The sequence below is a fragment of the Neobacillus sp. BP17 genome (assembly GCF_059579525.1).
The window spans coordinates 3,006,162-3,029,742 of record NZ_CM184198.1 but is presented as its reverse complement, the minus strand read 5'-3'; the positions used below and the strand labels follow the sequence as shown (position 1 = coordinate 3,029,742).

The 23,581-nt window shown below is 35.7% G+C and carries 29 protein-coding genes and 3 pseudogenes; 23 read left to right on the top strand and 9 right to left on the bottom strand.

Annotation, left to right across the window (positions count from 1 at the left end):
- Positions 1-46 precede the first annotated feature (46 nt).
- From AC4QJR_RS14660 to AC4QJR_RS14650, 3 genes are read left to right on the top strand one after another with little or no spacing between them, the layout of a single operon-like run.
- Positions 47-994, top strand: coding sequence for a ring-cleaving dioxygenase (locus AC4QJR_RS14660; RefSeq protein WP_496523286.1), 948 nt, complete (start codon positions 47-49; stop codon positions 992-994).
- A gap of 52 nt (positions 995-1,046) precedes the next feature.
- Positions 1,047-2,024 (top strand): ring-cleaving dioxygenase, encoded by a 978-nt coding sequence (locus tag AC4QJR_RS14655; protein ID WP_496523285.1) that lies wholly within the window; start codon positions 1,047-1,049, stop codon positions 2,022-2,024.
- Positions 2,025-2,038: 14 nt separating this feature from the next.
- Entirely contained in the window at positions 2,039-3,052 is a 1,014-nt protein-coding gene (locus tag AC4QJR_RS14650) for a pirin family protein (RefSeq protein WP_496523284.1), read from the top strand.
- Positions 3,053-3,250: 198 nt separating this feature from the next.
- Here the strand turns inward: AC4QJR_RS14650 and AC4QJR_RS14645 are convergent, their stop codons facing one another.
- On the bottom strand, positions 3,251-3,745 hold the full coding sequence (locus AC4QJR_RS14645) for a hypothetical protein (protein WP_496523283.1): 495 nt from the start codon (positions 3,743-3,745) through the stop codon (positions 3,251-3,253).
- Positions 3,746-3,982: 237 nt separating this feature from the next.
- On the opposite strand from AC4QJR_RS14645, the pseudogene cdaS reads away from it, so the two are divergent.
- A pseudogene (gene cdaS / locus AC4QJR_RS14640) lies at positions 3,983-4,612 on the top strand (sporulation-specific diadenylate cyclase CdaS).
- A gap of 314 nt (positions 4,613-4,926) precedes the next feature.
- On the opposite strand, the gene AC4QJR_RS14635 reads toward cdaS, so the two are convergent.
- Complete coding sequence (locus AC4QJR_RS14635) at positions 4,927-5,238, bottom strand: winged helix-turn-helix transcriptional regulator (RefSeq protein ID WP_375377122.1); 312 nt, start codon at positions 5,236-5,238, stop codon at positions 4,927-4,929.
- 277 nt (positions 5,239-5,515) lie between these two features.
- On the bottom strand, positions 5,516-5,692 hold the full coding sequence (locus AC4QJR_RS14630; protein ID WP_496523282.1) for a hypothetical protein: 177 nt from the start codon (positions 5,690-5,692) through the stop codon (positions 5,516-5,518).
- A 482-nt stretch (positions 5,693-6,174) separates the two neighbouring features.
- Here AC4QJR_RS14630 and AC4QJR_RS14625 point away from each other — a divergent pair, with 482 nt between their 5' ends.
- The 6 genes from AC4QJR_RS14625 (at position 6,175) to AC4QJR_RS14600 (ending at position 9,983) form a co-directional block, all read left to right on the top strand.
- On the top strand, positions 6,175-6,438 hold the full coding sequence (locus tag AC4QJR_RS14625; protein WP_098571243.1) for a metal-sensitive transcriptional regulator: 264 nt from the start codon (positions 6,175-6,177) through the stop codon (positions 6,436-6,438).
- 83 nt (positions 6,439-6,521) lie between these two features.
- Entirely contained in the window at positions 6,522-6,749 is a 228-nt protein-coding gene (locus AC4QJR_RS14620; RefSeq protein WP_496523281.1) for a sulfurtransferase TusA family protein, read from the top strand.
- A 55-nt stretch (positions 6,750-6,804) separates the two neighbouring features.
- The gene (locus AC4QJR_RS14615; protein ID WP_496523280.1) at positions 6,805-7,284 is read left to right on the top strand and encodes a DsrE/DsrF/DrsH-like family protein; all 480 of its coding nucleotides are present in this window, start codon (positions 6,805-6,807) and stop codon (positions 7,282-7,284) included.
- Positions 7,285-7,348: 64 nt separating this feature from the next.
- Complete coding sequence (locus AC4QJR_RS14610; protein WP_496523279.1) at positions 7,349-7,927, top strand: sulfurtransferase TusA family protein; 579 nt, start codon at positions 7,349-7,351, stop codon at positions 7,925-7,927.
- A gap of 87 nt (positions 7,928-8,014) precedes the next feature.
- Positions 8,015-9,142: an MBL fold metallo-hydrolase gene (locus AC4QJR_RS14605; protein ID WP_496523278.1), complete on the top strand. Its 1,128-nt coding sequence runs from the start codon at positions 8,015-8,017 to the stop codon at positions 9,140-9,142.
- Between the two features lie 64 nt (positions 9,143-9,206).
- Complete coding sequence (locus AC4QJR_RS14600) at positions 9,207-9,983, top strand: sulfite exporter TauE/SafE family protein (RefSeq protein WP_496523277.1); 777 nt, start codon at positions 9,207-9,209, stop codon at positions 9,981-9,983.
- A 224-nt stretch (positions 9,984-10,207) separates the two neighbouring features.
- Here AC4QJR_RS14600 and AC4QJR_RS14595 read toward each other — a convergent pair whose 3' ends face one another.
- The gene (locus AC4QJR_RS14595; protein WP_496523276.1) at positions 10,208-10,810 is read right to left on the bottom strand and encodes a DedA family protein; all 603 of its coding nucleotides are present in this window, start codon (positions 10,808-10,810) and stop codon (positions 10,208-10,210) included.
- A gap of 166 nt (positions 10,811-10,976) precedes the next feature.
- Between AC4QJR_RS14595 and AC4QJR_RS14590 the strand changes: the two genes are divergently transcribed.
- The gene (locus AC4QJR_RS14590; RefSeq protein ID WP_496523275.1) at positions 10,977-11,831 is read left to right on the top strand and encodes an SPL family radical SAM protein; all 855 of its coding nucleotides are present in this window, start codon (positions 10,977-10,979) and stop codon (positions 11,829-11,831) included.
- Positions 11,832-11,933: 102 nt separating this feature from the next.
- On the opposite strand, the gene pdxR is transcribed toward AC4QJR_RS14590, so the two are convergent.
- The gene (pdxR, locus tag AC4QJR_RS14585; protein WP_496523274.1) at positions 11,934-13,328 is read right to left on the bottom strand and encodes a MocR-like pyridoxine biosynthesis transcription factor PdxR; all 1,395 of its coding nucleotides are present in this window, start codon (positions 13,326-13,328) and stop codon (positions 11,934-11,936) included.
- A gap of 104 nt (positions 13,329-13,432) precedes the next feature.
- Here pdxR and pdxS point away from each other — a divergent pair.
- The 4 genes and pseudogenes from pdxS (at position 13,433) to AC4QJR_RS14565 (ending at position 15,687) form a co-directional block, all read left to right on the top strand.
- Positions 13,433-14,316 (top strand): annotated as a pseudogene (gene pdxS / locus AC4QJR_RS14580) (pyridoxal 5'-phosphate synthase lyase subunit PdxS).
- Between the two features lies 1 nt (position 14,317).
- A complete protein-coding gene (pdxT, locus tag AC4QJR_RS14575) occupies positions 14,318-14,908 on the top strand; it encodes a pyridoxal 5'-phosphate synthase glutaminase subunit PdxT (protein ID WP_496523273.1) in 591 nt (196 codons plus the stop codon).
- 189 nt (positions 14,909-15,097) lie between these two features.
- Positions 15,098-15,226 carry a hypothetical protein gene (locus tag AC4QJR_RS14570; RefSeq protein WP_496523272.1) on the top strand — a complete coding sequence of 43 codons (129 nt, stop codon included), beginning with the start codon at positions 15,098-15,100 and terminating at the stop codon, positions 15,224-15,226.
- Positions 15,227-15,288: 62 nt separating this feature from the next.
- Positions 15,289-15,687: a DoxX family protein gene (locus AC4QJR_RS14565; protein ID WP_496523271.1), complete on the top strand. Its 399-nt coding sequence runs from the start codon at positions 15,289-15,291 to the stop codon at positions 15,685-15,687.
- 613 nt (positions 15,688-16,300) lie between these two features.
- On the opposite strand, the gene AC4QJR_RS14560 is transcribed toward AC4QJR_RS14565, so the two are convergent.
- Positions 16,301-16,486, bottom strand: a complete 186-nt coding sequence (locus AC4QJR_RS14560; protein WP_496523270.1) for a hypothetical protein — start codon at positions 16,484-16,486, stop codon at positions 16,301-16,303.
- A 523-nt stretch (positions 16,487-17,009) separates the two neighbouring features.
- Between AC4QJR_RS14560 and AC4QJR_RS14555 the strand changes: the two genes are divergently transcribed.
- Positions 17,010-17,138: a hypothetical protein gene (locus tag AC4QJR_RS14555; RefSeq protein ID WP_496523269.1), complete on the top strand. Its 129-nt coding sequence runs from the start codon at positions 17,010-17,012 to the stop codon at positions 17,136-17,138.
- A gap of 141 nt (positions 17,139-17,279) precedes the next feature.
- Here the strand turns inward: AC4QJR_RS14555 and AC4QJR_RS14550 are convergent.
- Positions 17,280-17,435 (bottom strand): annotated as a pseudogene (locus AC4QJR_RS14550) (DUF6791 domain-containing protein); the annotation flags it as partial.
- Between the two features lie 46 nt (positions 17,436-17,481).
- Here AC4QJR_RS14550 and AC4QJR_RS14545 point away from each other — a divergent pair.
- From AC4QJR_RS14545 to AC4QJR_RS14535, 3 genes are read left to right on the top strand one after another with little or no spacing between them, the layout of a single operon-like run.
- Positions 17,482-18,486, top strand: a complete 1,005-nt coding sequence (locus AC4QJR_RS14545; protein ID WP_496523268.1) for an SMODS domain-containing nucleotidyltransferase — start codon at positions 17,482-17,484, stop codon at positions 18,484-18,486.
- Complete coding sequence (locus AC4QJR_RS14540) at positions 18,487-18,888, top strand: type II CBASS E2 protein (protein WP_496523267.1); 402 nt, start codon at positions 18,487-18,489, stop codon at positions 18,886-18,888. It begins immediately after the preceding gene.
- Positions 18,889-18,911: 23 nt separating this feature from the next.
- Positions 18,912-19,880: a CBASS cGAMP-activated phospholipase gene (locus tag AC4QJR_RS14535; RefSeq protein ID WP_496523266.1), complete on the top strand. Its 969-nt coding sequence runs from the start codon at positions 18,912-18,914 to the stop codon at positions 19,878-19,880.
- A 221-nt stretch (positions 19,881-20,101) separates the two neighbouring features.
- Here AC4QJR_RS14535 and AC4QJR_RS14530 read toward each other — a convergent pair whose 3' ends face one another.
- Both AC4QJR_RS14530 and AC4QJR_RS14525 read right to left on the bottom strand, forming a co-directional pair.
- Positions 20,102-20,461 (bottom strand): hypothetical protein, encoded by a 360-nt coding sequence (locus AC4QJR_RS14530; protein ID WP_496523265.1) that lies wholly within the window; start codon positions 20,459-20,461, stop codon positions 20,102-20,104.
- A 135-nt stretch (positions 20,462-20,596) separates the two neighbouring features.
- On the bottom strand, positions 20,597-20,812 hold the full coding sequence (locus tag AC4QJR_RS14525; protein WP_496523264.1) for a hypothetical protein: 216 nt from the start codon (positions 20,810-20,812) through the stop codon (positions 20,597-20,599).
- A gap of 187 nt (positions 20,813-20,999) precedes the next feature.
- Here AC4QJR_RS14525 and AC4QJR_RS14520 point away from each other — a divergent pair, with 187 nt between their 5' ends.
- From AC4QJR_RS14520 to AC4QJR_RS14505, 4 genes are all read left to right on the top strand, one after another.
- Positions 21,000-21,395, top strand: coding sequence for a DUF3888 domain-containing protein (locus AC4QJR_RS14520; protein WP_496523263.1), 396 nt, complete (start codon positions 21,000-21,002; stop codon positions 21,393-21,395).
- A gap of 54 nt (positions 21,396-21,449) precedes the next feature.
- Positions 21,450-21,752 carry a hypothetical protein gene (locus AC4QJR_RS14515; RefSeq protein WP_496523262.1) on the top strand — a complete coding sequence of 101 codons (303 nt, stop codon included), beginning with the start codon at positions 21,450-21,452 and terminating at the stop codon, positions 21,750-21,752.
- Positions 21,753-21,886: 134 nt separating this feature from the next.
- Positions 21,887-22,408 (top strand): hypothetical protein, encoded by a 522-nt coding sequence (locus AC4QJR_RS14510; protein ID WP_496523261.1) that lies wholly within the window; start codon positions 21,887-21,889, stop codon positions 22,406-22,408.
- Positions 22,409-22,741: 333 nt separating this feature from the next.
- Positions 22,742-23,578 carry a hypothetical protein gene (locus AC4QJR_RS14505; RefSeq protein WP_496523260.1) on the top strand — a complete coding sequence of 279 codons (837 nt, stop codon included), beginning with the start codon at positions 22,742-22,744 and terminating at the stop codon, positions 23,576-23,578.
- Positions 23,579-23,581 lie beyond the last annotated feature (3 nt).

Genomic DNA, 23,581 nt, shown 5'->3' with positions numbered 1-23,581 from the left:
TTTAATTTTCACTTGACTAGTTAACTGAAAGAGGAGGAATAATTTTATGTATAAAATTGCAGGGCATCATCACATTTCAATGATTACAAAAAATGCAAGTAAAAATAATCACTTTTACCGTCATGTGCTTGGTTTACGTCGTGTGAAAGTAACGGTGAACCAAGATGATCCATCGATGTATCACTTATTTTTCGGGGATAAAACAGGCAGCCCTGGTACTGAACTCTCATTCTTTGAAATTCCATTAGTTGGTCATACACATCGTGGGACAAATGCTATTACAAAAATTGGTTTACTCGTACCATCAGAAGCAAGTCTTGCCTATTGGAAAGCACGTTTTGAGGAACATGGAGTAACCAATAGTGGCATTACAACGTATGCCAATCATCCTGCTTTACACTTTGAAGACTCTGAAGGTTTACGGATGGTACTTCTAGTCTCTAACGGCGCAAAAGTACAACACTGGGAAACGTGGGAAAAATCTGATGTACCCAACGAGCACCAAATTCAAGGAATGGGCTCTGTGGAAATGACGGTACGAAGACTTGATAAACTAGCAAGCACTCTTACAGAAATGTTTGGCTATACAGAGATAAGCCGAACAGATGATGAAGCGATTTTTCAATCCATCAAAGGAGAGGTTTTTGGAGAAATCGTCGTGAAATATTTAGATGGTTCTTCTGAAAAACCAGGTCGTGGCAGTATTCATCATTTAGCAATTCGTGTAAAAAACGATGAGGAGCTCGAATTTTGGGACAAGCAAGTACGAGCACGTGGCTTCCATTCTTCTGGCATCGTGGATCGCTTCTACTTTAAGAGCCTGTATTTCCGTGAATCAAACGGGATTCTATTTGAAATTGCAACCGATGGGCCAGGTTTCACCGCCGATGGAGATAGTATCGAAACACTTGGTGAAAAATTAGTATTACCGCCATTTTTAGAAGATCGCAGAGATGAAATTGAAAAAAATCTAATACCAATTGAGGAGTATTGATAAACAAACCAATCTTATCATAAAAATTCGAATTTTCTAGGAGGAAAATAAAATGAACGAATTAAAAGGAATACACCACGTAACAGCTATAACAAGTAGTGCAGAAAAGAACTATGAATTTTTCACCTATGTTTTAGGTATGCGGTTAGTTAAAAAAACAGTTAATCAAGATGATATTCAAACTTATCATTTATTCTTTGCCGATGATAAGGGCAGCGCAGGCACTGACATGACGTTCTTTGACTTCCCAGGCATTCCGAAAGGTGTACATGGCACAAACGAGATTTCTAAAACCTCTTTCCGTGTACCAAGTGATGCAGCATTAGACTATTGGGTAAAACGTTTTGATCGTTTAGAAGTCAAACATACTGGAATCAAAGAGCAATTGGGCAAGAAAACTCTCTCTTTCGTTGATTTTGATGATCAACAGTACCAATTAATTTCAGATGAATTCAATAAAGGCGTGGAATCTGGTACACCTTGGCAAAAGGGACCGATACCACTGGAATATGCTATTACTGGTTTAGGTCCCGTTTTTGTGCGAATTTCGATGTTTGATTACTTTAAAGAAATGCTGGAAAAAGTCTTGTTATTTAAAGAGACTGCGGCAGATGGGGCATTCCATTTATTTGAAGTAGGGGAAGGCGGCAATGGTGCCTCTGTCATTGTAGAATACAATACCGTTCTTCCTCAATCCCGACAAGGTTATGGAACAGTACACCATGCTGCATTCCGAGTAGAGGATCGCACCGTATTAGAAGAATGGATTGAGAGAATGAGTAGTTTTGGATTACCTTCATCTGGTTATGTAAATCGTCACTTTTTTGAGTCTTTATATGCTAGAGTGACACCACATATTTTATTTGAGTTTGCGACAGATGGTCCTGGTTTTATGGGTGACGAACCTTATGAAACACTTGGCGAAAAATTATCGCTGCCTCCTTTCTTAGAAATTAAACGTGAAGAAATAGAAAAATTAGTTCGTCCAATTGATACTGTGAGAAGTACAAAGGAATTCGTCAAAGAATAGGGGAGGAAATAGAAGTGAATAAAAAAATTATGAAAATACAAAAATTGGGATTTCCATGGGAGACAGAAGATCCGTTCCTTATGACAGTTCATCATAAGGATGCGTATCCCGCAGGAAATGAACAGCAGGGTCCTAACATTTCATTGGAAGGTAGAAATCTTGGCGAGGATTTTACGTTGCGTGATGGTTTTAGAATGTATCATGGCAAAACGGTTCCGGGATTTCCTGTCCATCCCCACAGAGGTTTTGAAACGGTAACAGTCGTTTTGGAAGGTTTGATTGATCATTTTGATTCATATGGGTCTGTAGGACGATTTGGGAATGGAGATGTTCAGTGGATGACAGCAGGAAAGGGCGCTCAGCATACTGAAATGTTTCCTCTCGTCCATCAGGACAAAGGCAATCCACTTGAATTCTTTCAGATATGGCTGAATCTACCTGCAAAAGATAAATTCGCAGATCCGGAATATAAAATGTTATGGGCTGAGGATATACCGGAAGTACAATCAGCGGCTGCGAATGGACAGAAAACGACCGTAAGATTGATTGCCGGAAGTATGATGGGCAAGTCTAGTTTAGAAGCAAACACAGCTTCATGGGCAAACGATAAAAATCATCATGTGGGAATCTACGTTATTCAGATGGAGCCTGAAGCAGTCTTCACCCTGCCGTCAGTTTCAACAACAATGACGAGAAATCTATACTATTATCAGGGAGATAAACTAAACATAGACGAGACTGTGATTGGAACGGACCATCGTGTAAAGCTTGTTGGTGATCAGGAAATCACGATTACAAATGGATCATCTGAGAGTTATTTGCTGCTCCTAGAGGGTGAGCCAATTCAAGAAACTGTCGTATCCTATGGACCGTTTGTAATGAATACTGAGAAGGAAATTCGCGATGCGTTCAAGGATTATCAAACTACTCAATTTGGTGGCTGGCCGTGGGACCGTCCAGATCCTGTTAATAAGCGTGAGTCAGGAAGATTCGCCCGCCATGCAGATGGAAGAGTTGAAAAAAGGTAACCACTATGTACTGCTTCTATTAAACCATACAGTTTCAACAATAGAATTTTCGTTGTACGTTGACTTATTCCATAATTTTAAATAGCGATAAAAAATGTATTATAGTGAAAGCCTCTTTTCCGGAGGTTTTTTTTATGTTATAAACCGTTTAAAAAAGGGCAAAAAGCCGTTGTGATAGGCTTCTCTCCCTTTTTATTTCTAAGCTATATTTTCCATTCTAATCATGAATTCTATATCTTCATTACGAATGTTTAACAATCTTTCTAGCACTGCCAGCTTGGTGGTTGCTTCCTTGACTTCATATACATTTACAACATTATCACTCTTTAGGTTACGTATCATATCTGAAACAGCATCTTTAAAAGTTTGTGAATCAATCAATAAATAATGAATTAATTCTATTGCAGCTTCTTTTTCTTGTTTGTTTTTGATGGCAAAAATGCTTTGAACATCAGGCTCTATTACAAAAAATGATTGTAAATCATCTGAAATTCTTATAGTAACATAACTTGTTTTATTTCCATAATACTCATTATCCCTAATTCGAATTAGATCAAGTCCAAGCATAAATTCATAAAAAGGATGGTTCTTATCAAAGGTACGAACCATGTTAATTTCAATGTTTGATTTTTCTTCTATAAAGATTTCTTTTTCAAATCTAGTTTGAATTACTTTTGATTCTAACATAGTCATTTTCCTTACCTCGCTTCTAAAAAAAAATATATATAAAAAAGTAACAAGTATACTTTTAGTAACCTAAATTCATTATAGTAAACATGAGTTAATAAATCAACTACACTTGCTTAAGATTATGACGGTATGCTCATAAATAATATTTAATCACCGAACTAATACTATTTTTAACAAGTATTGTAAACAAAAGAAAAGTGGAATTAAATGCTTTTAGCTAATAGTTGGAGGAATACCTACATGGAGAGTAATTGTGATTTTTCACCGTTAAAGCAAAATTTGGAGGATGGTATTAAACATGTAATTAATTTACTCGAAGCCAATTTAGATGTCCTAGGTAACGAAGAGCACTGTGTTTTAGGGAGTTTAGAGGATGTAAAAGAGCATCTACTAAAAATTGAATCCATGGCGGCTTCCTTTTATTTAAATTGCTATTTATCATCCTTTACTGATTCATATAATGAATTATCTATCGCTGCTCAAATCCTATCTAAACAAAATCATGGAGCACTTATTATAGTTGAACGTAGAGATTCTGTTGACAACTATATCCAAAAAGGAACAACAATAGGAGCTATGGTGACACCATAATTATTGGAAGCCATTTTTTATCCTGGAAATCCATTACATGATGGAGCAGTTTTAATACGGGGAAATACAGTCGTCTCAGCAGCAAATGTACTTCCACTGACAACTCTATTAACTGGAGATAAGAAAGTTGGAACACGTCACCGTGCAGCCCTAGGAATATCCGAAAAAAGCGATGCAATTGCTCTTGTTGTTTCTGAAGAAACGGGTAAAATTTCTTTCGCGTTAGAGGGAAAGTTATATCCAATAAACACTAGAAACCCTATCTTGTTTAATGCATGAGAATAATTTAAGATTAAGGATATAATTTATGGTGAGGTAGCGGGCACTGCCCAAGCACTTGAGTAACATGGTGCGAAAACCAATTGGGTTTTGGGGGAATTAAATAATTGACAATTCAAACCCGAATAATGGAAAAATGTCCATTATTCGGGTTTTTGTTTTTAAAGAATTGAAGTCGCATTTTCTATACATTGGGGCATTTTAATTAACACATTCATTTTTCATTTATAAGGTTTCATGGAATAAGGATTAAAAATTCTGGGTTTATTTAATAAGAGCAGTAACTAGCTTTTCCCCATTTCGGGTCTTTTAATTTACAACCATTTATCTGCCCATTTTTCCAAAGCTTTGAGTGATCCTCCAAGTTCTGTCCCTTTTTTGGTTAACGAATATTCGGTCCGTACCGGACGGTCTGCAATAACATTTCTTAACACAATTCCATTTTCCTCGAGCTCTTTCATCCGTTCATTTAAAACTCTTTTACTTAAATCGGGAATGAAGGCATGAATTTCACTGAATCTTTTTGGCTCTTCCATTAATGCATGAATAATTAGGCCAATCCATTTCTTCCCCATAATATGGTAGCACTCTTCAACTTTATTACATAATTTATTTTCTGTAACCATCTAGCAACACCTCAAATAGTATCTTGGTTATTTTTAATAACTATATGATAATAATAACAAAATTAGTTGTTAAAATAAAGTATTAACTGGAACAAAATTACCAATTGAATAGAATTCATTTTCACCGTTGTCGGCTACTAGAATGACGCGGAAGGAACCCCAGGAACATAAATCTTAAAAAAGAATCAATAATAAATATGAGTCAATAGATCATTTTCTATTGACTCATTTATTCATACTGTGCCAGTTTCATTATTGGTAAAGGATGTCTGTCATTTTAAGATACCTGATAACTTTCGATGTAAGTTTCTAAAGCTGGATGAAATTCTTTACGATAGTGAGTATCTGGACATGTTTTAACGACAATTGCTTTTAAAAAATCAGATTTATTTGTATCTAAAACCTTATTACAGGTCGGACATGTATCAATAAACGGCCGCTTCAATAATTTCATAACGAACTCCTCCTTAATACCTTTAATTCCTATATATATACTATGAATTATAAGTGTATATTTGTTATTAATCAATATTAAATCAACGGAAGAAAGAGAATTATGTCAAACGAAATTGGGATGCCAAGACCATCAGCACTTATTAGTCTTATGAATGATGAAAAAATGAAGCAATTTGCAAAGGACATAGAAAACCGATTAATCAGTTGAATTGATAAAAGTAAATAAGTTATTTTTAATGTATATATCCTTCTTTGATCGCCATATAATTGCGGTTTTTTCTTCTAAAAGTAATTTTTTAAATTAATTTATTGACACTATACCTGCAGGGGTATAATATAGAGCTTGTGAATGATGGAATACGTTTCTTAAGAAAAAAAAGGTTTTTGTGTTGTTGGATATACAATTGTTAATCATAACCATTTCCTTTCGAAAGAAAATACCTTGAAAATAGAAACTAATTGTTAAAGGAGGCAAAAACAATGGAATACAATGATCAGATGAAAAATAGAGTGAAACGTATTGAAGGACAGCTACGAGGAATTTTAAAAATGATGGAAGAAAACAAGGACTGTAAAGAGGTTATCACCCAGTTATCCGCAACTAGAAGTGCCATTGACCGTACTATTGGAGTTATAGTTAGTTCCAATTTAGTGGAGTGCGTTCAAAAAGCAAATGAACCAGGTGAAAAAAGCATGGAAGAATTGGTACAAGAAGCTGTTAATTTGCTAGTAAAAAGCCGATAAAAAAGGGTTGACACCCTCTTTTATTTTCAATAATATTATACCCGTAGGGGTAAAGGTAATTTACAACAAGGAGGAAATCAACAATGAAAATTGTGAAAGTATTAGATGCAAAAGGATTAGCATGTCCAATGCCAATTGTAAAAACAAGGAAAGCGTTGAACGAACTTGAATCAGGTCAAGTTTTAGAAATCCATACAACGGATAAAGGTGCTAAGAATGACCTTGCAGCTTGGGCTAAATCAGGTGGTCATGAATTGTTGAAACACGAAGAAGAAAATAATATCTTAAAGTTTTGGATTAAAAAAGGATAATTTTTTTTGACAAGTATAATACCCTATTAGGTATAAAACATCAGGAGGTTATTAAATGAGAGAGAAGAAGAAAACAACGATCGTTTTATTCAGTGGAGATTATGATAAAGCAATGGCAGCCTATATCATTGCGAATGGTGCAGCTGCTTATGACCATGAAGTAACCATTTTTCATACGTTTTGGGGATTAAATGCCCTTCGTAAAAATGAAAATGTTCTTGTGAAAAAAGGATTTATGGAGAAAATGTTTGGAAAAATGATGCCTAGAGGCGCAGATAAAATGGGTCTTTCCAAAATGAATTTTGCCGGTTTCGGTCCTAAAATGATTAAGGATATTATGAAAAAACATAACGCGATGCCACTGCCACAATTAATCGAAATGGCGCAGGAACAAGATGTAAAACTTGTAGCATGCACCATGACAATGGATTTGTTAGGTCTTAAACAGGAAGAGTTATTAGAATCAATTGAATATGCTGGAGTTGCTGCGTATTTAGGAGATGCAGAGGAAGGTAATGTCAATCTGTTTATTTAAAAAGAGTTGAATAAATTTTTTTAAGAAAAATAATACCCTTATAGGTATTTAGGAGGACATTAAATTGGAAAACTTGAAGTCAAATGTAGTTTTAGATGCCAAAGGATTAGCATGTCCGATGCCGATTGTTAAAACAAAAAAAGCAATGAATACCCTGGAGGCAGGACAAGTGTTAGAAGTCCAAGCGACAGACAAAGGATCCAAAGCAGACATGAAAGCATGGGCTGAAAGTTCTGGTCATCAATATTTGGGAACGATCGAAGAAGGCGAAGTATTGAAACATTATCTTCGCAAATCTTCTAACGACGATGCCGCTGAAAAGAAACATCCAGATGTTATCAATAATGAGGATCTTGAGAAAAAACTTGTTGCAAACGAAAATATCATTATTATTGATGTTAGAGAAGAAGCAGAATATGCCTTTAACCATATTCCAAGTGCGACCTCTATTCCATTAGGTGAATTGGAAGAAAGAATAAATGAACTTAATAAGCAGGATGAAATTTTTGTAGTTTGCCGCACAGGAAATCGAAGTGATCTTGCTGCACAAAAATTATCACAAAATGGATTTACAAATGTAAATAATGTGGTACCAGGTATGAGCGGGTGGAAAGGTAAAACAATTGGTATTGACCTTAAATAAATCATTTTGCAGATGGTTTTACAAAAGCAAATGTTTTAATTAGCCTATTTTTTTAACTACAAAAATACCATAGGGGGTAAATAGAGAATGGCTGTTAACGTAATGACTTCAAAAGAAGTAACGAAAAAAGTATTTAATAAAGAAGAGTTATTTATACTTGATGTTCGGAATGAAAGTGATTTTAACGATTGGAAAATCGAAGGCGAAAACTTTGATTATTTCAATATTCCCTATTTTGAATTGCTTGATGGTGTAGAAGAAATTATGGATAAAGTTCCTACTGATAAAGAAGTAGTGGTTGTTTGTGCGAAGGAAGGCTCATCAGTAATGGTGGCAGAAATGTTATCGGATGCTGGGTTAAACGTGTCATACCTTCAGGGGGGAATGAAAGCATGGAGTGAATATTTAGAACCAGTTAAAGTGGGAGACCTAAATAATGAAGGCGAAATATATCAGTTTGTTCGGATCGGTAAAGGCTGTTTATCCTACATGGTGGTTTCAAACGGTACAGCAGCACTGATTGATGCAACACGAATGACTGATAGCTATCTTAATTTTGCTGAAAGTATCGGTGCAAAAATTACACATGTATTTGATACACACCTTCATGCTGACCATATTTCTGGTGGACGTACCATTGCTGAAAGAACAGGGGCAACCTACTGGCTTCCACCAAAGGATGCAACAGAAGTAACCTTTAATTATCAACCATTAGAAGACGGTAATGATGTAACTATCGGAAATTCTATTATTAATATTCATGCATTGTATTCTCCAGGTCACACGATTGGTTCCACTTCCTTTGTAATTGATGAAAAGTTCTTGCTTTCTGGTGATATTTTGTTTATTGATTCCATCGGAAGACCGGACCTAGCGGGTATGGCAGAAGACTGGGTTGGTGATTTAAGGGAAACTCTTTATAACCGTTACAGAGAATTATCAGAAGAACTTATCGTTCTACCAGCCCACTTTATGATAATTGATGAGTTAAATGAAAATGGCAGTGTGGCAGAAAAATTAGGAACACTATTTGCGAAAAATCATGGTTTAAATATCGACGATGAATATGAATTCAGAAGAATAGTAACGGAAAACTTGCCCCCGCAGCCAAACGCGTATCAAGAAATTCGTCAAACAAATATGGGGAAAATCAATCCAGACCTCGATCAACAACGAGAAATGGAAATTGGTCCAAACCGCTGTGCAGTTCGATAACTTTTAAAAAGTTAAAAATTTGGGGAACCAGTATGGGTTCCCTTTTTTACAAAAGGAGGACATCATGGATATTAGTTTTATCATTTCGATCTTCCTAATTGGATTTGTTGGATCATTTATATCAGGGATGTTAGGTATTGGCGGTGCAATTATTAATTTCCCAATGTTATTGTACATTCCGGTTTTACTGGGGATAGGTCATTTTACAGCACATGAAGTCTCAGGGATTACGGCTATCCAAGTTTTCTTTGCGACAATTGGCGGTGTTATGGCTTACCGTAAAGGTGGATTCTTAAATAAAAATCTGATTGCCTATATGGGAATAAGTATTTTGATCGGAAGTTTTATTGGGGGATTCGGTTCTACGCACATACCGGAAAGCGGAATTAATATCGTGTATGGTATTTTAGCGTTGATTGCCGTTATCATGATGTTTGTACCGAAAAAAGGAATCGATAATACTCCTTTGGAACAAGTGAAATTTAATAAGTGGTATGCTGCATTATTCGCCTTTATCGTTGGGATTGGAGCTGGTATTGTTGGGGCAGGGGGGGCTTTTCTGTTAGTGCCTATCATGCTTGTTGTGTTAAAGATTCCAACTAGGATGACCATTGCCTCTTCCTTAGCCATTACACTTATTTCGTCGCTTGGGGCTGTTTCGGGTAAAATCGCAACAGGACAAGTGCCAATTTTACCTTCACTTATCATGGTCGCTGCTAGTTTAATAGCTTCACCAATTGGAGCAAACACTGGGAAAAGAGTGAATACCAAAGTGTTGCAAGTCATTTTGGGAAGTTTAATTTTGGTTACTGCCGTGAAGACTTGGATTGGAATTTTATAGTCTTTGGTATTATTTCAGAAATTTATAATTTCCATTTAGAAATATAGGATCATTTTTCATTTGTAATTTTTAAAGCACTTTCTAAGAAGGCATCTTGTTACTAAGAAAGTGCTTATTTTATATTTATTTATAATTCAATCTATAGCTGTTAACATAAAAAGACCCTCTCTAACAAATCCCCCACTTGTTCGGCCATATCTCGAGGTGGTTAAGGGATTCCAGATTCACACTCTTCCAAGTTTCTGTTTTCGTCTCCATAAAAAAAAGACACTAACTGAGAGTAGGAGAAAGAACAAGATGAAATAAATACTGTATTTTGACATATATAGTTCAACTTGTCCCCATTTTTCTCCTAGTTTTATTCCTAATGTGATAAAAGTAAAACTCCAAAGGATTGCCCCAGAAAAAGCATACAAAGAAAATTTACTAAAAGGGAAGTTGTTAAGGGCTGCTACATATGCAGTAAGATGTCGAACACCAGGAATAAAATAGCCTATTATTATGAGCGGAGGTCCCACTCTTTTAAATAAATTTTTCGTTCTATCGATTTTTTCTTCTGTAATGTGAACCTTAGGGCCAATCTTTTTTATTAGCGGCAAACCGAACTTATAACCAATAAAGTAGCTAAGCGAAATGCCACCGGCTGCTCCAACAAAAGCACTCAATAGTGAGAGTATGTAAGATAATTCTCCTTGAAACACATTATAGCCGACATATGTTAAAAGAATTTCATCAGGAATGGGGAGACCTACAATTCCTCCAATTAATGCTATAATAATTCCAAAATATCCAAAATGTTCGATAAGGTAATTCATATGTTGCTCCACAAACATCCCACCTACAAATAATTTTAAAATTAGCTGCAGAATAGTCAGCAGCTATCTTATCCATTGAGAACTAAAAATATATCCTTTAAATATAACCTTTTAAAATAAGTTCTATTCTCATGGCTTTTATTATACGGTAGACTTTAAAAAAAGAGGTGTGCTCTATATGGGAATTGAAATTAAAGAAATACTTGCAAAGAACATCCTGACTGAGGCAAAAGGTTATTTGGATGTTGGCTATACACATTCATTGAATCCGTATAGTGGTTGTGCGTTTGCTTGCAGATATTGCTATGTTAGAGAAATGCCAATTCAAAGATTCAAAGGAATTCTCTGGGGAGAATGGTTGGACATTAAAGCAAATGCAGCAGAAAATTACCGCAAAGAAATCATTAAACTTCGGAAGAAAAAAAATCCTGTGAACATTTTTATGTCTTCCGCAACAGATCCTTACCAACCAATTGAACGTAAAGCAGAAATTACAAGAGGGATATTAGAAGAAATGATTGAAAATCCTCCTGATTTTCTTCAAATTCAAACACGAGGACCACTAATAACAAGAGATATTGATTTGATCGTCAAACTAAAGGAAAAATGTAAAGTATTAGTATCTATAACGATTGAAACGGACAGGGAAGACATAAAGCAAATTTTTGCTCCATATGCACCAGGAATTAATTTGCGGTTAAAAGCCTTAAAAGAAGTTCATGAAGCCGGAATAATGACCCAAGCTTCAATATCGCCCGTTTTGCCCTTTACCCCAGAGTTTCCGAAAGTATTGGATGGGATTGTAGATCATATATGGATTGATACACTATCCATTGGAGATGGTGCTATGGGTAAACGTTCAGAAAGATTAGGAATGCCAAAATTATTTGAAGAACATGGACATTCAGGGTGGTATGAAAACAATCTACATGTAAAAGTGGAAAAATATTTTAAAAAATATTTTAAAAAATATTTTCCTATTGAAATGATACGGGTTTCCAAAAACGAAGCTTTTACAAGATTCCAGGCCTGATATATGGCCTTTCAGAAAGAGCAGTAAACTAATACTGCTCTATTTTTTAAAAGGAACTTGGTTGTTGTATAAAAAAACAGTCGGTTCTATTCTAGATTCCGATCACTCGTGGTTCCAACATTGCATTAATTGGTGTATGCCTTTTTCAATTTGGTCAAATGGAATGCCGCCGAAACCTAATAAAAAAGTTGGATATGGATAGTCAATAGGACTTAACAGATAATCACTTAATGGATGGATGGCAATATTGGCATTAACGGCTATTTGTTTTAACTGATCTTCCCTTTTTGACAGGGGGACGGAAATTAAAATGTGCATTCCTGCCAGATCTCCTGTAATGATGACATCCGGATAATACGTTTCTAAAACTTGAGTTAATTTTTCATGTTTTTTACGATAAATTTTCCGCATCCTGTTTAAGTGTTTGGAAAAATAGCCATCTCTCATAAAGTCAGCTAAAATATGCTGATCGAATCTCGGTACGGTTGATGAGTAAAAACTGAATGTCTCCTTATATTTTTGCAGTAAGGTTGATGGTAAGACAAAATAAGCGACACGTAAGGAAGGCATTAATGATTTGGTAAATGTGCTCAAATAAATAACTTTTTCGTTTTGGTCTAACCCTTGTAGGGCAGGAATAGGTTTTCCGATATAACGAAACTCGCTATCATAATCATCTTCAATGATGTAGCGGCTTTTATCCTTTGCTGCCCAGTTTAATAGCTGTGTTCTTCTTGTTGCGGATAGGACGGCACCCGTAGGGAACTGGTGGGAAGGGGTTATGTAAACAATATTGGCCTTTGTTTTTTCCAGTTCATCCACGATTAAACCATTTTCATCCACCGGAATAGGGATGGCTCTATTTTGCATCTGTATTTTGGGTATGGCCGAATAGCCAGGATTTTCAAGTGCAAATTTCAAATCATTTCCAAGTAACCTTAAAATCATTGGAAGCAGCTGTTCCGTTCCCGAACCAATGACAATCTGTTCGGGGCTGCAGACAATCCCCCTCGATTGATAAAGATATTTTGCAATTTCCACTCTTAAGGCGAATTCTCCTTGCGGGTCTCCAAGTTCCAACAACTCTTTTGAACTGCTATCATATATATTTTTTGCATATTTTCGCCAAAGTGAAAAAGGGAAGGAATCTGCATCAATTTTTCCGGGATGGAAATCAAATTGAACGATTTTTTTCTCAACCTTACTTTCAGGCATGTTTAGGAATTCTTTTTCAACATAAGGTAATTCGTCGATCTCTTCCACGAAAAAACCGATGCGGGGTTTGGAGACCACATAGCCTTCTGCTATGAGCTGAGCATAGGCAATTTCAATGGTAGTTTGGCTAATATTTAAAAATTCCGCTAATTTTTTCTTCGACGGCAATTTGGTTCCCACTTCAATTTGTTTTTGGATAATAGCATCTTTGATCCCATTATAAAGCTGTTCATACAATGGTTTTTCTGTACTATTATCCAACTTAAACATTAGCATATCCATTCGCAATTCCCTCCAACTGACCACATTGTTTTTTATAAAACTGAACCTTTTCATGTAGTCAATTTCTATTATACTAAAATCATAAATGAAATGGAGGTAATTTTATGAAATTAGTAGGAACTGAAAGAGTAAAACGCGGAATGGCTGAAATGCAAAAAGGCGGCGTTATTATGGATGTCATTAATGCCGAGCAGGCAAAAATAGCAGAGGCTGCCGGTGCGGTTGCGGTTATGGCCTTGGAGCGGGTACCATCCGATATCCGGGCAGCTGGTGGGGTAGCTCGCATGGCAGACCCTCGGATTATGGAAGAAGTAATGAACGCTGTAACCATTCCAGTAATGGCAAAAGCACGCATTGGCCACATTGTCGAAGCACGTGTATTAGAAGCTATGGGCGTCGATTATATAGATGAAAGTGAAGTATTAACACCTGCGATGAAGAATATCATTTATTAAAAAGCGAATACACTGTACCTTTTGTTTGCGGGTGCCGTGATTTAGGGGAAGCTGCACGCCGCATTGGTGAAGGAGCATCTATGTTACGGACAAAAGGGGAACCGGGAACTGGAAATATTGTCGAGGCGGTTCGTCATATTCGCAAAGTAAATGCTCAAGTAAGACGCGTTGTCGGTATGAATACGGACGAATTAATGACAGAAGCAAAGAATTTAGGAGCACCATTTGAATTATTGCTAGAAATTAAAAAATTGGGTAGGCTGCCTGTTGTCAATTTTGCTGCCGGCGGGGTAGCGACACCTGCTGATGCTGCTTTAATGATGGAACTTGGAGCGGATGGTGTATTTGTCGGATCAGGTATTTTCAAATCGGATAATCCAGAAAAATTCGCACGTGCCATTGTAGAAGCAACAACAAACTACCAAGATTATAAACTGATTGCAGAAATTTCAAAAGAGCTGGGGACACCGATGAAAGGTATTGAAATTTCTGCGCTAGATGCAAAAGACCGTATGCAGGAACGTGGTTGGTAATATGCTGAACATTGGGGTACTTGCATTACAAGGTGCAGTTAGAGAGCATATAAGACAAATTGAAGAGCTTGGCTGTAGGGCCATTTCAGTTAAATCGGCTGAAGATCTAAAAGAATTAAATGGTCTTGTACTGCCTGGCGGAGAAAGTACAACAATGCGGAAACTGCTGGACCGATACGAGTTGCTTGAACCCATTCGTGCTCTAGCCGCCAAGGGAGTTCCGATGTTTGGAACATGTGCAGGCCTGATTTTACTGGCAAAAGAAATTGTTGGCTATGATACGTCACATCTCGGGGTGATGGACATCATGGTTGAACGGAATTCATTTGGTCGCCAGGTTGATAGTTTTGAAGTCGAGATGTCCATCAGTGGAGTAGGAGAGGATATTCCCGCTGTTTTCATCCGAGCACCTCATATCGTTGCGGCGGGTGAGAATGTTGAAATTCTAGCAAAACATGAAGAGCGTATTGTTTTAGCGCGAGAAGGACAATTCTTAGGTTGTTCTTTTCATCCAGAATTAACAGAGGATATTAGTGTTATGAAGTATTTTATTGAAATGGTGCGAGAGAATACAAATGTTTTAGCTCATTAGGTGCAGCAGGGGGACGCCGATTGGTTTTAAAGACCAGTCGGCGTTTTTTATGGGTTATAGTGATTTTGGAGATTTTAAATATATAAGGGGAGTTCTATAAGAATACTATTGACAAAAAAAATTATAAGTATTATTATTATCTCGTATTCAAGATATTTTAATTCAAGACTTTAAAAGGAGGTGTACTAAATGGAGAGGTTGATGAACGAAATCATGCCGAAATATCATGAGTTTATTCATCAAATGTTTGATTCATTGGATTCTGATAAGGCAGAGACATTGGTGCATCTTTTGAAAAAAGTTAGGAATAAAGTTTAACTTTCATTTTTTTAATTCATTATCTCGAATTCAAGATAAATACACATTAGGAGGATTTTAACATGATGAATATTGGTTTATTAATCATTCGTTTGGTAATTGGTTTACTATTTGTAGGTCACGGAGCTCAAAAATTATTTGGCTGGTTTGGTGGTTATGGATTGAAAGGAACCGGTGGATGGTTTGAATCAATTGGCATGAAACCGGGAGTAACTATGGCACTATTTGCAGGATTAGCTGAACTAGTGGGAGGTATTTTGTTTGCCTTGGGACTTTTAACTCCACTTGCAGGATTTTTGATTGCGGGGACAATGGCAATGGCGATTTTGAAAGTTCATGCTCCTAACGGATTATGGGCATCAGCTAATGGATATGAATACAACTTAACTTTGCTTTCAGTAGCTATTGGTATTGCTTTGATCGGTCCCGGTCAATATGCTTTAGATACATTTTTATTCTAATATATCCAGGCAATCTCTTTAAAGAGGTTGCCTGGATATATTAATTTAACTGAATTTGTAAAGCGACAAACATATTAGTAAGTAGGGAAGTTTTTCAGTAGGCAAATTTGTGTCGTTCTACAAGGGTGTCTAACGACATCAATTTCCCCTCCAAAAAAACGTTGATATATCAACGTTTTGACGACTGGTAGGGAGATTGATGTCGTAATTTTTTGCGACAACAATTTCCCTACTTATCGAGAGAGCGACAAGAATCTCCCTACTTAATGGGCGGATACGACTTCCCATCAACTAAATTGACCTTTCCGCCAGACGCCCATTCCTACCGACAAGAATCCCCCTCCAAATCTTTAAATGATTTATGCAATTTTATATCCGCAAAATTAAGCCACTTAAAAATAACGGCCAAGTTATATTTTATTACATTCGGCTTAAAAATTTAGGCTATTAGGCAGGTTGTCCGCATATTTTTTTACAAAAGAGTTTAATCCATTTGGGGCTGGAAATAAAAGATATGACGGAGGAGAAAAAATGTTATAAAAAGGAAAAATAATTTAGAGTTAACTGTCTTAGAACGTACGACCAAAAAAGATGGATTAGTTCAATTAGATATTCATTGTAGTAAACGAATACCCGCTGCCAAACACGGTACTGTTTGCTTACGTGGTAAACAAAGGTAACAGTAACACCTTCTTATTTCCTGTAAAACCCCACTTCTACATTCTTTACTAGGAATGATATAATGGTTAATGTTTGTTACCATTTGAGAAGTGAGTTCATATTTAACCATAATGGCCATTAACAATTCCTCCTGTATGAGACAGGCATTTCTTCATCTACCCCCGATTAAGCTCAACTTAAATCATTTCATCTTCTAGGCATACACCTTTGGGTTATAATTAACTGTTATGCTTGGATCTCAAACCAGATATACAAGTAAACAGTTTATTAGACAGCTCCTCATTTGTGGAGCTGTTTTTTTATTACCCTAAAATATGGTCAGAATTTTAGAATCTACTAAATCTAGAATCAAATTAAAGTTGTTATTGAATTTGTTAAAGAAAAGCAATCACGAAATTTGTCGAAAATTGACTGTTTATCTTGACTATTTATATGATTCTTTTGTTTTCCACTTAAATTCAGATTTTTTTAAAGTTGACAAAATAATTTAACTTTATTCGATACACAATATATAGTGGTGTCAAAAATATTTTCGGTACTATATATTGATAAAACTATTAGCAGGCTGATATAATTGGAATTGTAGATAGGGATTGAATAATTTTCCAATCATTTGATATTGATAGAAAGGTGGTGGGTAAATGGTCAGAGAATTTAATAAAGCTAAATTAAACAGCCAGATCCGTAGCGTGGAAAACAAATTAAAAAGAGAGTTAAAAAAGTTGAACGTGACTTTACTAGAGAGCTTAAACAAATGGAAAGAGAAATAAAAAAAGGTTTTTAATGTGCTGCAACACATCAAAAACCCCTAGAAAAAAATGTAGTTGTATGTATTTTATCGTTTCTACTTTCAAATGAAAAGAGGACTTATGTTCTCTTTTTAAATAAAATTTCATTAGACAGTGTAGATTTTAATTGGGTCTGAGGAATCTTATGGTACAAAAGAATGGGCTCCAGCAGTAACAGATGATACTAAGGAACGCATAAAGAATCTCTCGATTCGAATTAACATACGGGATATGGTGTAAAAAGGCGTATCCGTTCTTTACTTCCATTTCAAAGACTTCATCTCTTAATCTTTAAAAATATTTAAAGCACTGTGAGGAGTAATATATGAAATTAAATGACCATTTCAAGAAGTTTGTAGGCAACATATCCTTAAATCCAACAAGGGCAGGTCGAATTGAAAGTGCCTTGGACCACTGGGAGGGCAACTTCAAAGAAGATGAAGAAATAAAAGATTTGTTTATTGATTATTATACGCAAGGCTCTTATAGTACCAATACGGCTATAAAACCAAAAAGCGGCGGGGAATTTGATGTTGATGTTATCCTCCTACTTAACCTAACCGAAGACGAAGATCCAAAAGAAACACTTAATTGGATTGCGGAAAGAATTAAAATCCATAGAGAATTCGAGGGAAGAGTTAAAGTGAAAGACCGTTGCGTAAGGATTAATTACGCTGGTGATTTTCATGTTGATATTGTCCCTGCTATACCCTTTTATGGCGCAATAAAAATACCTTCAAAGAAAGAAAATGAATGGTGCGAAACAAATCCTGCGGGGTTTACAAAATGGTGTAATAACATTAATTTCTCCTCAAATGACTATTTCGCAACCACAGTAAAAATCATGAAGCACTGGCGGGATGAATATGTAGGAAAAGATTCGGCGGCTAAATCCATATTATTAACCACTTTAATTGGAAACAGCTTTGTGAAAAAAAGTTCGATTGCAGAAACCATGGTTGAGACGTCCAATTCGCTTATTAGGAAATTGAAATATCTATTAGAAGAAGATGAGATTTTTGTAAACAATCCTTCCCTAGAGGGTGAAAATTTAGCAAGGGAATGGGATCATACAAAAGCAGAGCGATTCCTTAAAAAGGTCAAGAGTTTAAAAGATAATAGCCAGGATGCCCTAGATGACCCAGAAAAGGAAAGCAGTATTGAAAAATGGCAGAACATTTTCGGAAAATCCTATTTTCCCTCTAATATTGGGGAAGCAAAGGATATGGCTGATAAAATCAGTAGAGGAATAGTTAAAGTGGCGCCCACAGGTACACTAAATGCAACTCAGGGCACAAAAATTCGTGATCATCGGTTTTATGGTGAATAAATGAATATTAAATACAAAAAAACTATTAATCTAGGGTTGCAAGACCTTGCCATAAAAAAGAAGTTCCCTTCCTTCAAACTTGATAAAGCTAGTCATTCCAATATCTATTGGATAGGGGAATTACAACCTGAACCAGCTTCGCCCATTTATAAGATCAAAATTCAATATCACCCGTACAGGTACAAAGTTTTTGTCTTGGAACCAAAAGTTTTAAAAAATGCTCCCCATCGTTATGCGGATAAATCTCTATGTTTATATCATCCAAACGATAAAAGCTTTAATTCCAATATGCTTATAGCTGACACCATAATCCCTTGGGCCAGTGAATGGCTTTATTTTTATAATATTTGGCTAGAAGAGGGCGTTTGGTGGGGAAAAGAAGCGCCGCATAGCCCTGTTTAAAGTATTAAGAAAAGGAGAAACGAATGGTTATTTGGGAAGATTATAAAGCTGGAAATCAACAAACAAAAGAAAGAGATAACTTTAAAATTCTGAGCATTGACGGCGGCGGAATGAAAGGGATTATCCCCGCACGCTATCTAAAGCAAGTTGAGGAAGCGATTGGTGAGCCAATTCATAAACATTTTGATTTATTAGCAGGAACCTCCACAGGAGGTATTATTTGTCTCGGATTAGCTTCTGGAATGAGTGCTGACCAAATTGCTAATTTCTATATAAATGATGGATCAAAAATATTTGGCAAGAAAAGAGCAAAAGGATATTTTAGGGCTTCGTATGATAATAAACCACTAAATGAGCTATTAAAAGAGAAGTTTGCTGAAAAGAAAATTCGTGATGCTTATTCAATGCTTTGCATTCCAGCCATCGAACATCACAAGGCAGAACCGAAAGTGTTTAAAACCCCTCACCATCCCGACTATATTAGAGATGGAGACCGATTCATGTGGGAAGTTGGGTTAGCGACATCCGCTGCACCAACTTATTTTCCAGCGGCTAATATTGGTGATGGGGAATGTAAGATTGATGGTGGCCTTTGGGCAAATAATCCGATATTAATTGGAATTGCAGAGGCCAAAAAATTAGGTTATTCCCTTGAACAAATTAAGGTACTATCCATCGGTACTGGGGATAGTTTATACAACGCACCAAATAGGATCGCTGAAGTAAGTGGGTTATTATGGTGGAAGAAAAATTTGGTTGAATTAACCATGCAGGCTCAGTCCAAAGGGGCTTGGCATACAGCCAAATACTTAATTGGAGATAATTTAATTAGGGTTAATCCGACACTTACCCGCCCGATCCCTTTAGACACCACAAAAAATGAACATATTTCGATCATGATTAGGGAAGCGAGTCACATGTTTGAGAGGACATTCCTTTCGAAAAGGGTAAAAGAAATGTTTTTCGAAACATATGCTATAACACAACCATAAAAAAAGGAGCGAATCTTTACAGTAACGGGTTCGGTTGAGAGGGAGAAAACTCTAAAAAGCATTAAAAAAAGAGGTGTAATTAACACCTCTTTTGATTTTGTTTTTAACAATACTATTAACGACATAATTGCATTAAAATCAACAGATATTGGAAGGATTAGAACACCGTAAAGTCACCAAATACTTTATTTGCTAGAAAAGATGAAATTTTAGTCATCCAATCAAAAAATAAAAAGACACCCATATAATATATTGCTATCCATGGCCCATGATAAGGTAGGCGTTGCTAAAAAACTTACCCATTTACCATCAGCACTCCATTTAAAAGATTCAGCATTTATAGCAAAGAAATCAGGCTCTTTTGTTTGAATGGTGTAAAAATGCTTCATTTTTTTCGCATCAAGTTTGGCATCAATTGGAACCCTAAAAAGCGGAATCGGTCCCCAGCCTGTAGGACGCATAAAGGATTCTGAGGAAACAAGCAGTTCTTTCCCGTTCGGAAACCACTCAAAATAACTTGTTCCTAATGAGACATTATTGAAACCTTGTGGGCGCCCATGCTTAATCTTTGTTACGTTCAATACACGACCAGACATGAATGCTAATTGATTTTTTATAGGGGACCATTTGAAGGAAGGCGTTTCTACCTTTACAAAAGGTTGGAAGATTTCTTTTTCCTTAGTATCATAAATATATAAGTCCGTTTTTTCTCCTTTCTAATCACCATCGATATAAGCAATGAAACGGCCATCATAGGACCATTTTTGACCATATACATAACGGCCCTTTGTTACTTGAAATTCTTTATCTCCATTTTTAATCCATAACTGATGACCACGGGTGAATGCAGCTGTTAGTGGAACTTCTGCACTTGCTATTGTCGATAGATGAAAATTGCAAATAATTAGAAGTAATAATATCCGAAATACCATGTATAAATCCTCCTACATGGTAGGTTGTCCTGAACGTTGAGGGCAACTCTCGATTTGATTGGTAAAGTAAAAAATAGCGCACTAAAGGAAAGGTAATAAACTCCAGAATAGTTCTCTTAGACTTAATGATCTTGGGAAAGATATGAACAGACAGTAAAGTTAAATAAGAGTATGAGGGGCAGATAAGATGAGGAAGAAAGTAATCACAATCATTTCATTCACCATAATTTTCTTATTAATACAGCCTTATAAGATGGAAGCAAGCCCTATTAATTTAGATAAGGGGTTATTGCATGATACTTTACTCACTACGCTTTCCCCTTATATAACAGATCAAGTAAATAATTTTTATGGCGAATATAAACAATTTGGTTTGTCTGATACAGAAATATTAAGCATTACCAGGGAAAGAGAGGGCGGTTATAGCTTTATAGTAAAGGTCCAGGTTGAAACTTTTGAACATGCTCACAACCCGCCTTATGGGAAAGAAACAATAAGATTTGAAGTAAATCCTGCTGGAGTAAAGGCTATTGACTTTGTTCATAAAGGAGATAAAGAGGAGGAAAAAGTTAAGAAATTCTAACAAGATACAATAACCGATATAAAAAAATCATTCCATTTAAAATTAGATACTTATGTGCCTTATACCTATAATCAATTGCTTTATAAATCAGAGAAGCAAAAGGAGTACAAGTCTCTTTCAGACATTATTGAAAAAATATTTGCCAACATTCCATATAATGAGATTAAACCACCATTAAAAAATGTCATTAGACCAGTTACTTTTATAAAAGATAACAAAGGATATATTTTGTTTAAAAGAGCAGATGGTACAAATGAGGTTTATACAGTTGAAAAGAAAGCTGGTAATTGGCTGGTTATAGATAAAAGAAGTAAGCAGGGGAAACGGATGAAAAAAGAATTGATATGGTATATGTAAGACACTTACTTAGAAAGAAAAGAGACTAGTGATTAACGGGTTTTGTGTTAAGGCGCAAGCAAAAAAAAATCATAAAAAGTCACACATTCCTTCAACGAAGGGGACCATGAACCTAGTCTGGAGGTGATTTATTAATGAAACGAAACAGTTTGTTATACCTATCAATAATGAGCAGTGTTTTAGTCATTCTTTTTGAGTTTTTCCAATGGAAAATAATCGAAATTATTACCGAATTCTTAATGTTACCAGTTCTTTTATTAGTGTTTGGATTTTTTATTTTTATAACAGTCCGAGCAATAATAGCTTTGTTCAAAAATAAGGAATGGAAACCTATCGTCATTCAGGTAATCACAATCCTATTGCTATTCTTCGTTCCTTTTAATCAAATTGTATTGGATATTGATTTTAAAATGAAAAAATCGGATAGAGAACGAGTAGCTAAAATGGTTGAGAGCGGAGCACTTAGACCAAATGTTTCATACGATTCTTCACTCATTCATCTACCTAAAAAATACGAACATCTTTCCAGTGGTGGTGGCGAAATTGTGTTGGAGAAATCATGCGATGGTTACAAGATTCTTTTCTTTACCTATCGTGGGATCCTAGATAACTTTTCAGGGTTCGTATACTCACCGAATGACCAAAAACCTTCCTAAAATGCATTTGATGGAGACTTCAAAGAAAGAGAAAAGATAGATAAAAACTGGTACTTTGTTGGTTCTTACTAAAAATAATGTAAAAATGGCTGCGAAGGTGCTAACGGGGCCCGATAATGGAGAGAAACAACTGAATTTGAATAATTTTGCAGACTAATTAGTTTAGCGATTTTTTTCGATCTTCTTGCAACTATTACAAGTGAATCATATTAATCAGTCATAATAGGACAAAATTCAATCTAAGGAAAATAAAAAATGGAAATGTGTGAGTTATTTGTTATCATTAACTCATTACAATGGTTCCATTAGTATTGACGAAAATGGTGATAAAAAATGGCTGAAAAATGGATTAGTCGAGTTGTTATTTCTCTTTTAAACAAATTAAAGAGGTTTAATAAAAAACAGCAAACTGGTTGGACAGTATATGCCTCAGTCCAGGAAGTATATGAAGGGGAAGAAAAGGTATATCCCTTTGAATGGATTGAGGAAATAGATGAAGGGGCCTTTGACAGTCTATATGAAGAAGAAGATGATGATGAGGATTTTTATAATAGAATCCAGAATCAAAGGGTTAGTGTCATTAATTCAAATAAGCATTTAAATCAAATGAATGAGATATGTTTTTTTTATGCAGCTCCTGAAGTGATGCTAAAAGAGCACCATTCTGTTTTAGTGTTTCAAGATATGAACCAGTGGTTGCATGAAGTGATCATGAAAGAGTTGGTACCCCATTATAAAGAAGTAAAGCAATTTTTTGTGAACGGGGAGTTTAAGGAAATACAGTTATCTGGGCTTAAAGAGGAATCGAAAGAATTAGTTAAGGGTTTAATTTCACAAGGGTATTTTCCTATTGTATCAGATTTATATAGAGATACAGAATCTACCTACTCAAGTGGGAGAGGTAATCTTAAATACTTTGTCATTAGAAAGGGTTCTGTTAACCCTTTGGAGTTACAGGAATACGATCGTTTTAAGCAGTTCGTGTTTAATCAAAGTATTCAAAAACATAAACCATTTGTAGTAATGCCATCGGGATGGAAATTGCAAGAGGACTTAAGGAATTCGAGCGCAATTCGTTATTTTTATAATTTTTCCGAACAAATCGTCCTATTGGTTAATACTGAAGATGACAGTATTCGGGCCATTTACATTTTTGGGGAAAAAGGCTAAAAA

Excerpts from the sequence above, each read along its gene's own strand:
- AC4QJR_RS14660 (WP_496523286.1), top strand. The coding sequence starts at position 47 with ATGTATAAAATTGCAGGGCATCATCACATTTCAATGATTACAAAAAAT.
- AC4QJR_RS14655 (WP_496523285.1), top strand. The coding sequence starts at position 1,047 with ATGAACGAATTAAAAGGAATACACCACGTAACAGCTATAACAAGTAGT.
- AC4QJR_RS14645 (WP_496523283.1), bottom strand. The coding sequence starts at position 3,745 with ATGACTATGTTAGAATCAAAAGTAATTCAAACTAGATTTGAAAAAGAA.
- AC4QJR_RS14635 (WP_375377122.1), bottom strand. The coding sequence starts at position 5,238 with ATGGTTACAGAAAATAAATTATGTAATAAAGTTGAAGAGTGCTACCAT.
- AC4QJR_RS14630 (WP_496523282.1), bottom strand. The coding sequence starts at position 5,692 with ATGAAATTATTGAAGCGGCCGTTTATTGATACATGTCCGACCTGTAAT.
- AC4QJR_RS14625 (WP_098571243.1), top strand. The coding sequence starts at position 6,175 with ATGGAATACAATGATCAGATGAAAAATAGAGTGAAACGTATTGAAGGA.
- AC4QJR_RS14620 (WP_496523281.1), top strand. The coding sequence starts at position 6,522 with ATGAAAATTGTGAAAGTATTAGATGCAAAAGGATTAGCATGTCCAATG.
- AC4QJR_RS14615 (WP_496523280.1), top strand. The coding sequence starts at position 6,805 with ATGAGAGAGAAGAAGAAAACAACGATCGTTTTATTCAGTGGAGATTAT.
- AC4QJR_RS14605 (WP_496523278.1), top strand. The coding sequence starts at position 8,015 with ATGGCTGTTAACGTAATGACTTCAAAAGAAGTAACGAAAAAAGTATTT.
- AC4QJR_RS14600 (WP_496523277.1), top strand. The coding sequence starts at position 9,207 with ATGGATATTAGTTTTATCATTTCGATCTTCCTAATTGGATTTGTTGGA.
- AC4QJR_RS14590 (WP_496523275.1), top strand. The coding sequence starts at position 10,977 with ATGGGAATTGAAATTAAAGAAATACTTGCAAAGAACATCCTGACTGAG.
- pdxR (WP_496523274.1), bottom strand. The coding sequence starts at position 13,328 with ATGGATATGCTAATGTTTAAGTTGGATAATAGTACAGAAAAACCATTG.
- pdxT (WP_496523273.1), top strand. The coding sequence starts at position 14,318 with ATGCTGAACATTGGGGTACTTGCATTACAAGGTGCAGTTAGAGAGCAT.
- AC4QJR_RS14570 (WP_496523272.1), top strand. The coding sequence starts at position 15,098 with ATGGAGAGGTTGATGAACGAAATCATGCCGAAATATCATGAGTTTATT.
- AC4QJR_RS14565 (WP_496523271.1), top strand. The coding sequence starts at position 15,289 with ATGATGAATATTGGTTTATTAATCATTCGTTTGGTAATTGGTTTACTA.
- AC4QJR_RS14560 (WP_496523270.1), bottom strand. The coding sequence starts at position 16,486 with ATGGCCATTATGGTTAAATATGAACTCACTTCTCAAATGGTAACAAAC.
- AC4QJR_RS14555 (WP_496523269.1), top strand. The coding sequence starts at position 17,010 with ATGGTCAGAGAATTTAATAAAGCTAAATTAAACAGCCAGATCCGTAGC.
- AC4QJR_RS14545 (WP_496523268.1), top strand. The coding sequence starts at position 17,482 with ATGAAATTAAATGACCATTTCAAGAAGTTTGTAGGCAACATATCCTTA.
- AC4QJR_RS14540 (WP_496523267.1), top strand. The coding sequence starts at position 18,487 with ATGAATATTAAATACAAAAAAACTATTAATCTAGGGTTGCAAGACCTT.
- AC4QJR_RS14535 (WP_496523266.1), top strand. The coding sequence starts at position 18,912 with ATGGTTATTTGGGAAGATTATAAAGCTGGAAATCAACAAACAAAAGAA.
- AC4QJR_RS14525 (WP_496523264.1), bottom strand. The coding sequence starts at position 20,812 with ATGGTATTTCGGATATTATTACTTCTAATTATTTGCAATTTTCATCTA.
- AC4QJR_RS14520 (WP_496523263.1), top strand. The coding sequence starts at position 21,000 with ATGAGGAAGAAAGTAATCACAATCATTTCATTCACCATAATTTTCTTA.
- AC4QJR_RS14510 (WP_496523261.1), top strand. The coding sequence starts at position 21,887 with ATGAAACGAAACAGTTTGTTATACCTATCAATAATGAGCAGTGTTTTA.
- AC4QJR_RS14505 (WP_496523260.1), top strand. The coding sequence starts at position 22,742 with ATGGCTGAAAAATGGATTAGTCGAGTTGTTATTTCTCTTTTAAACAAA.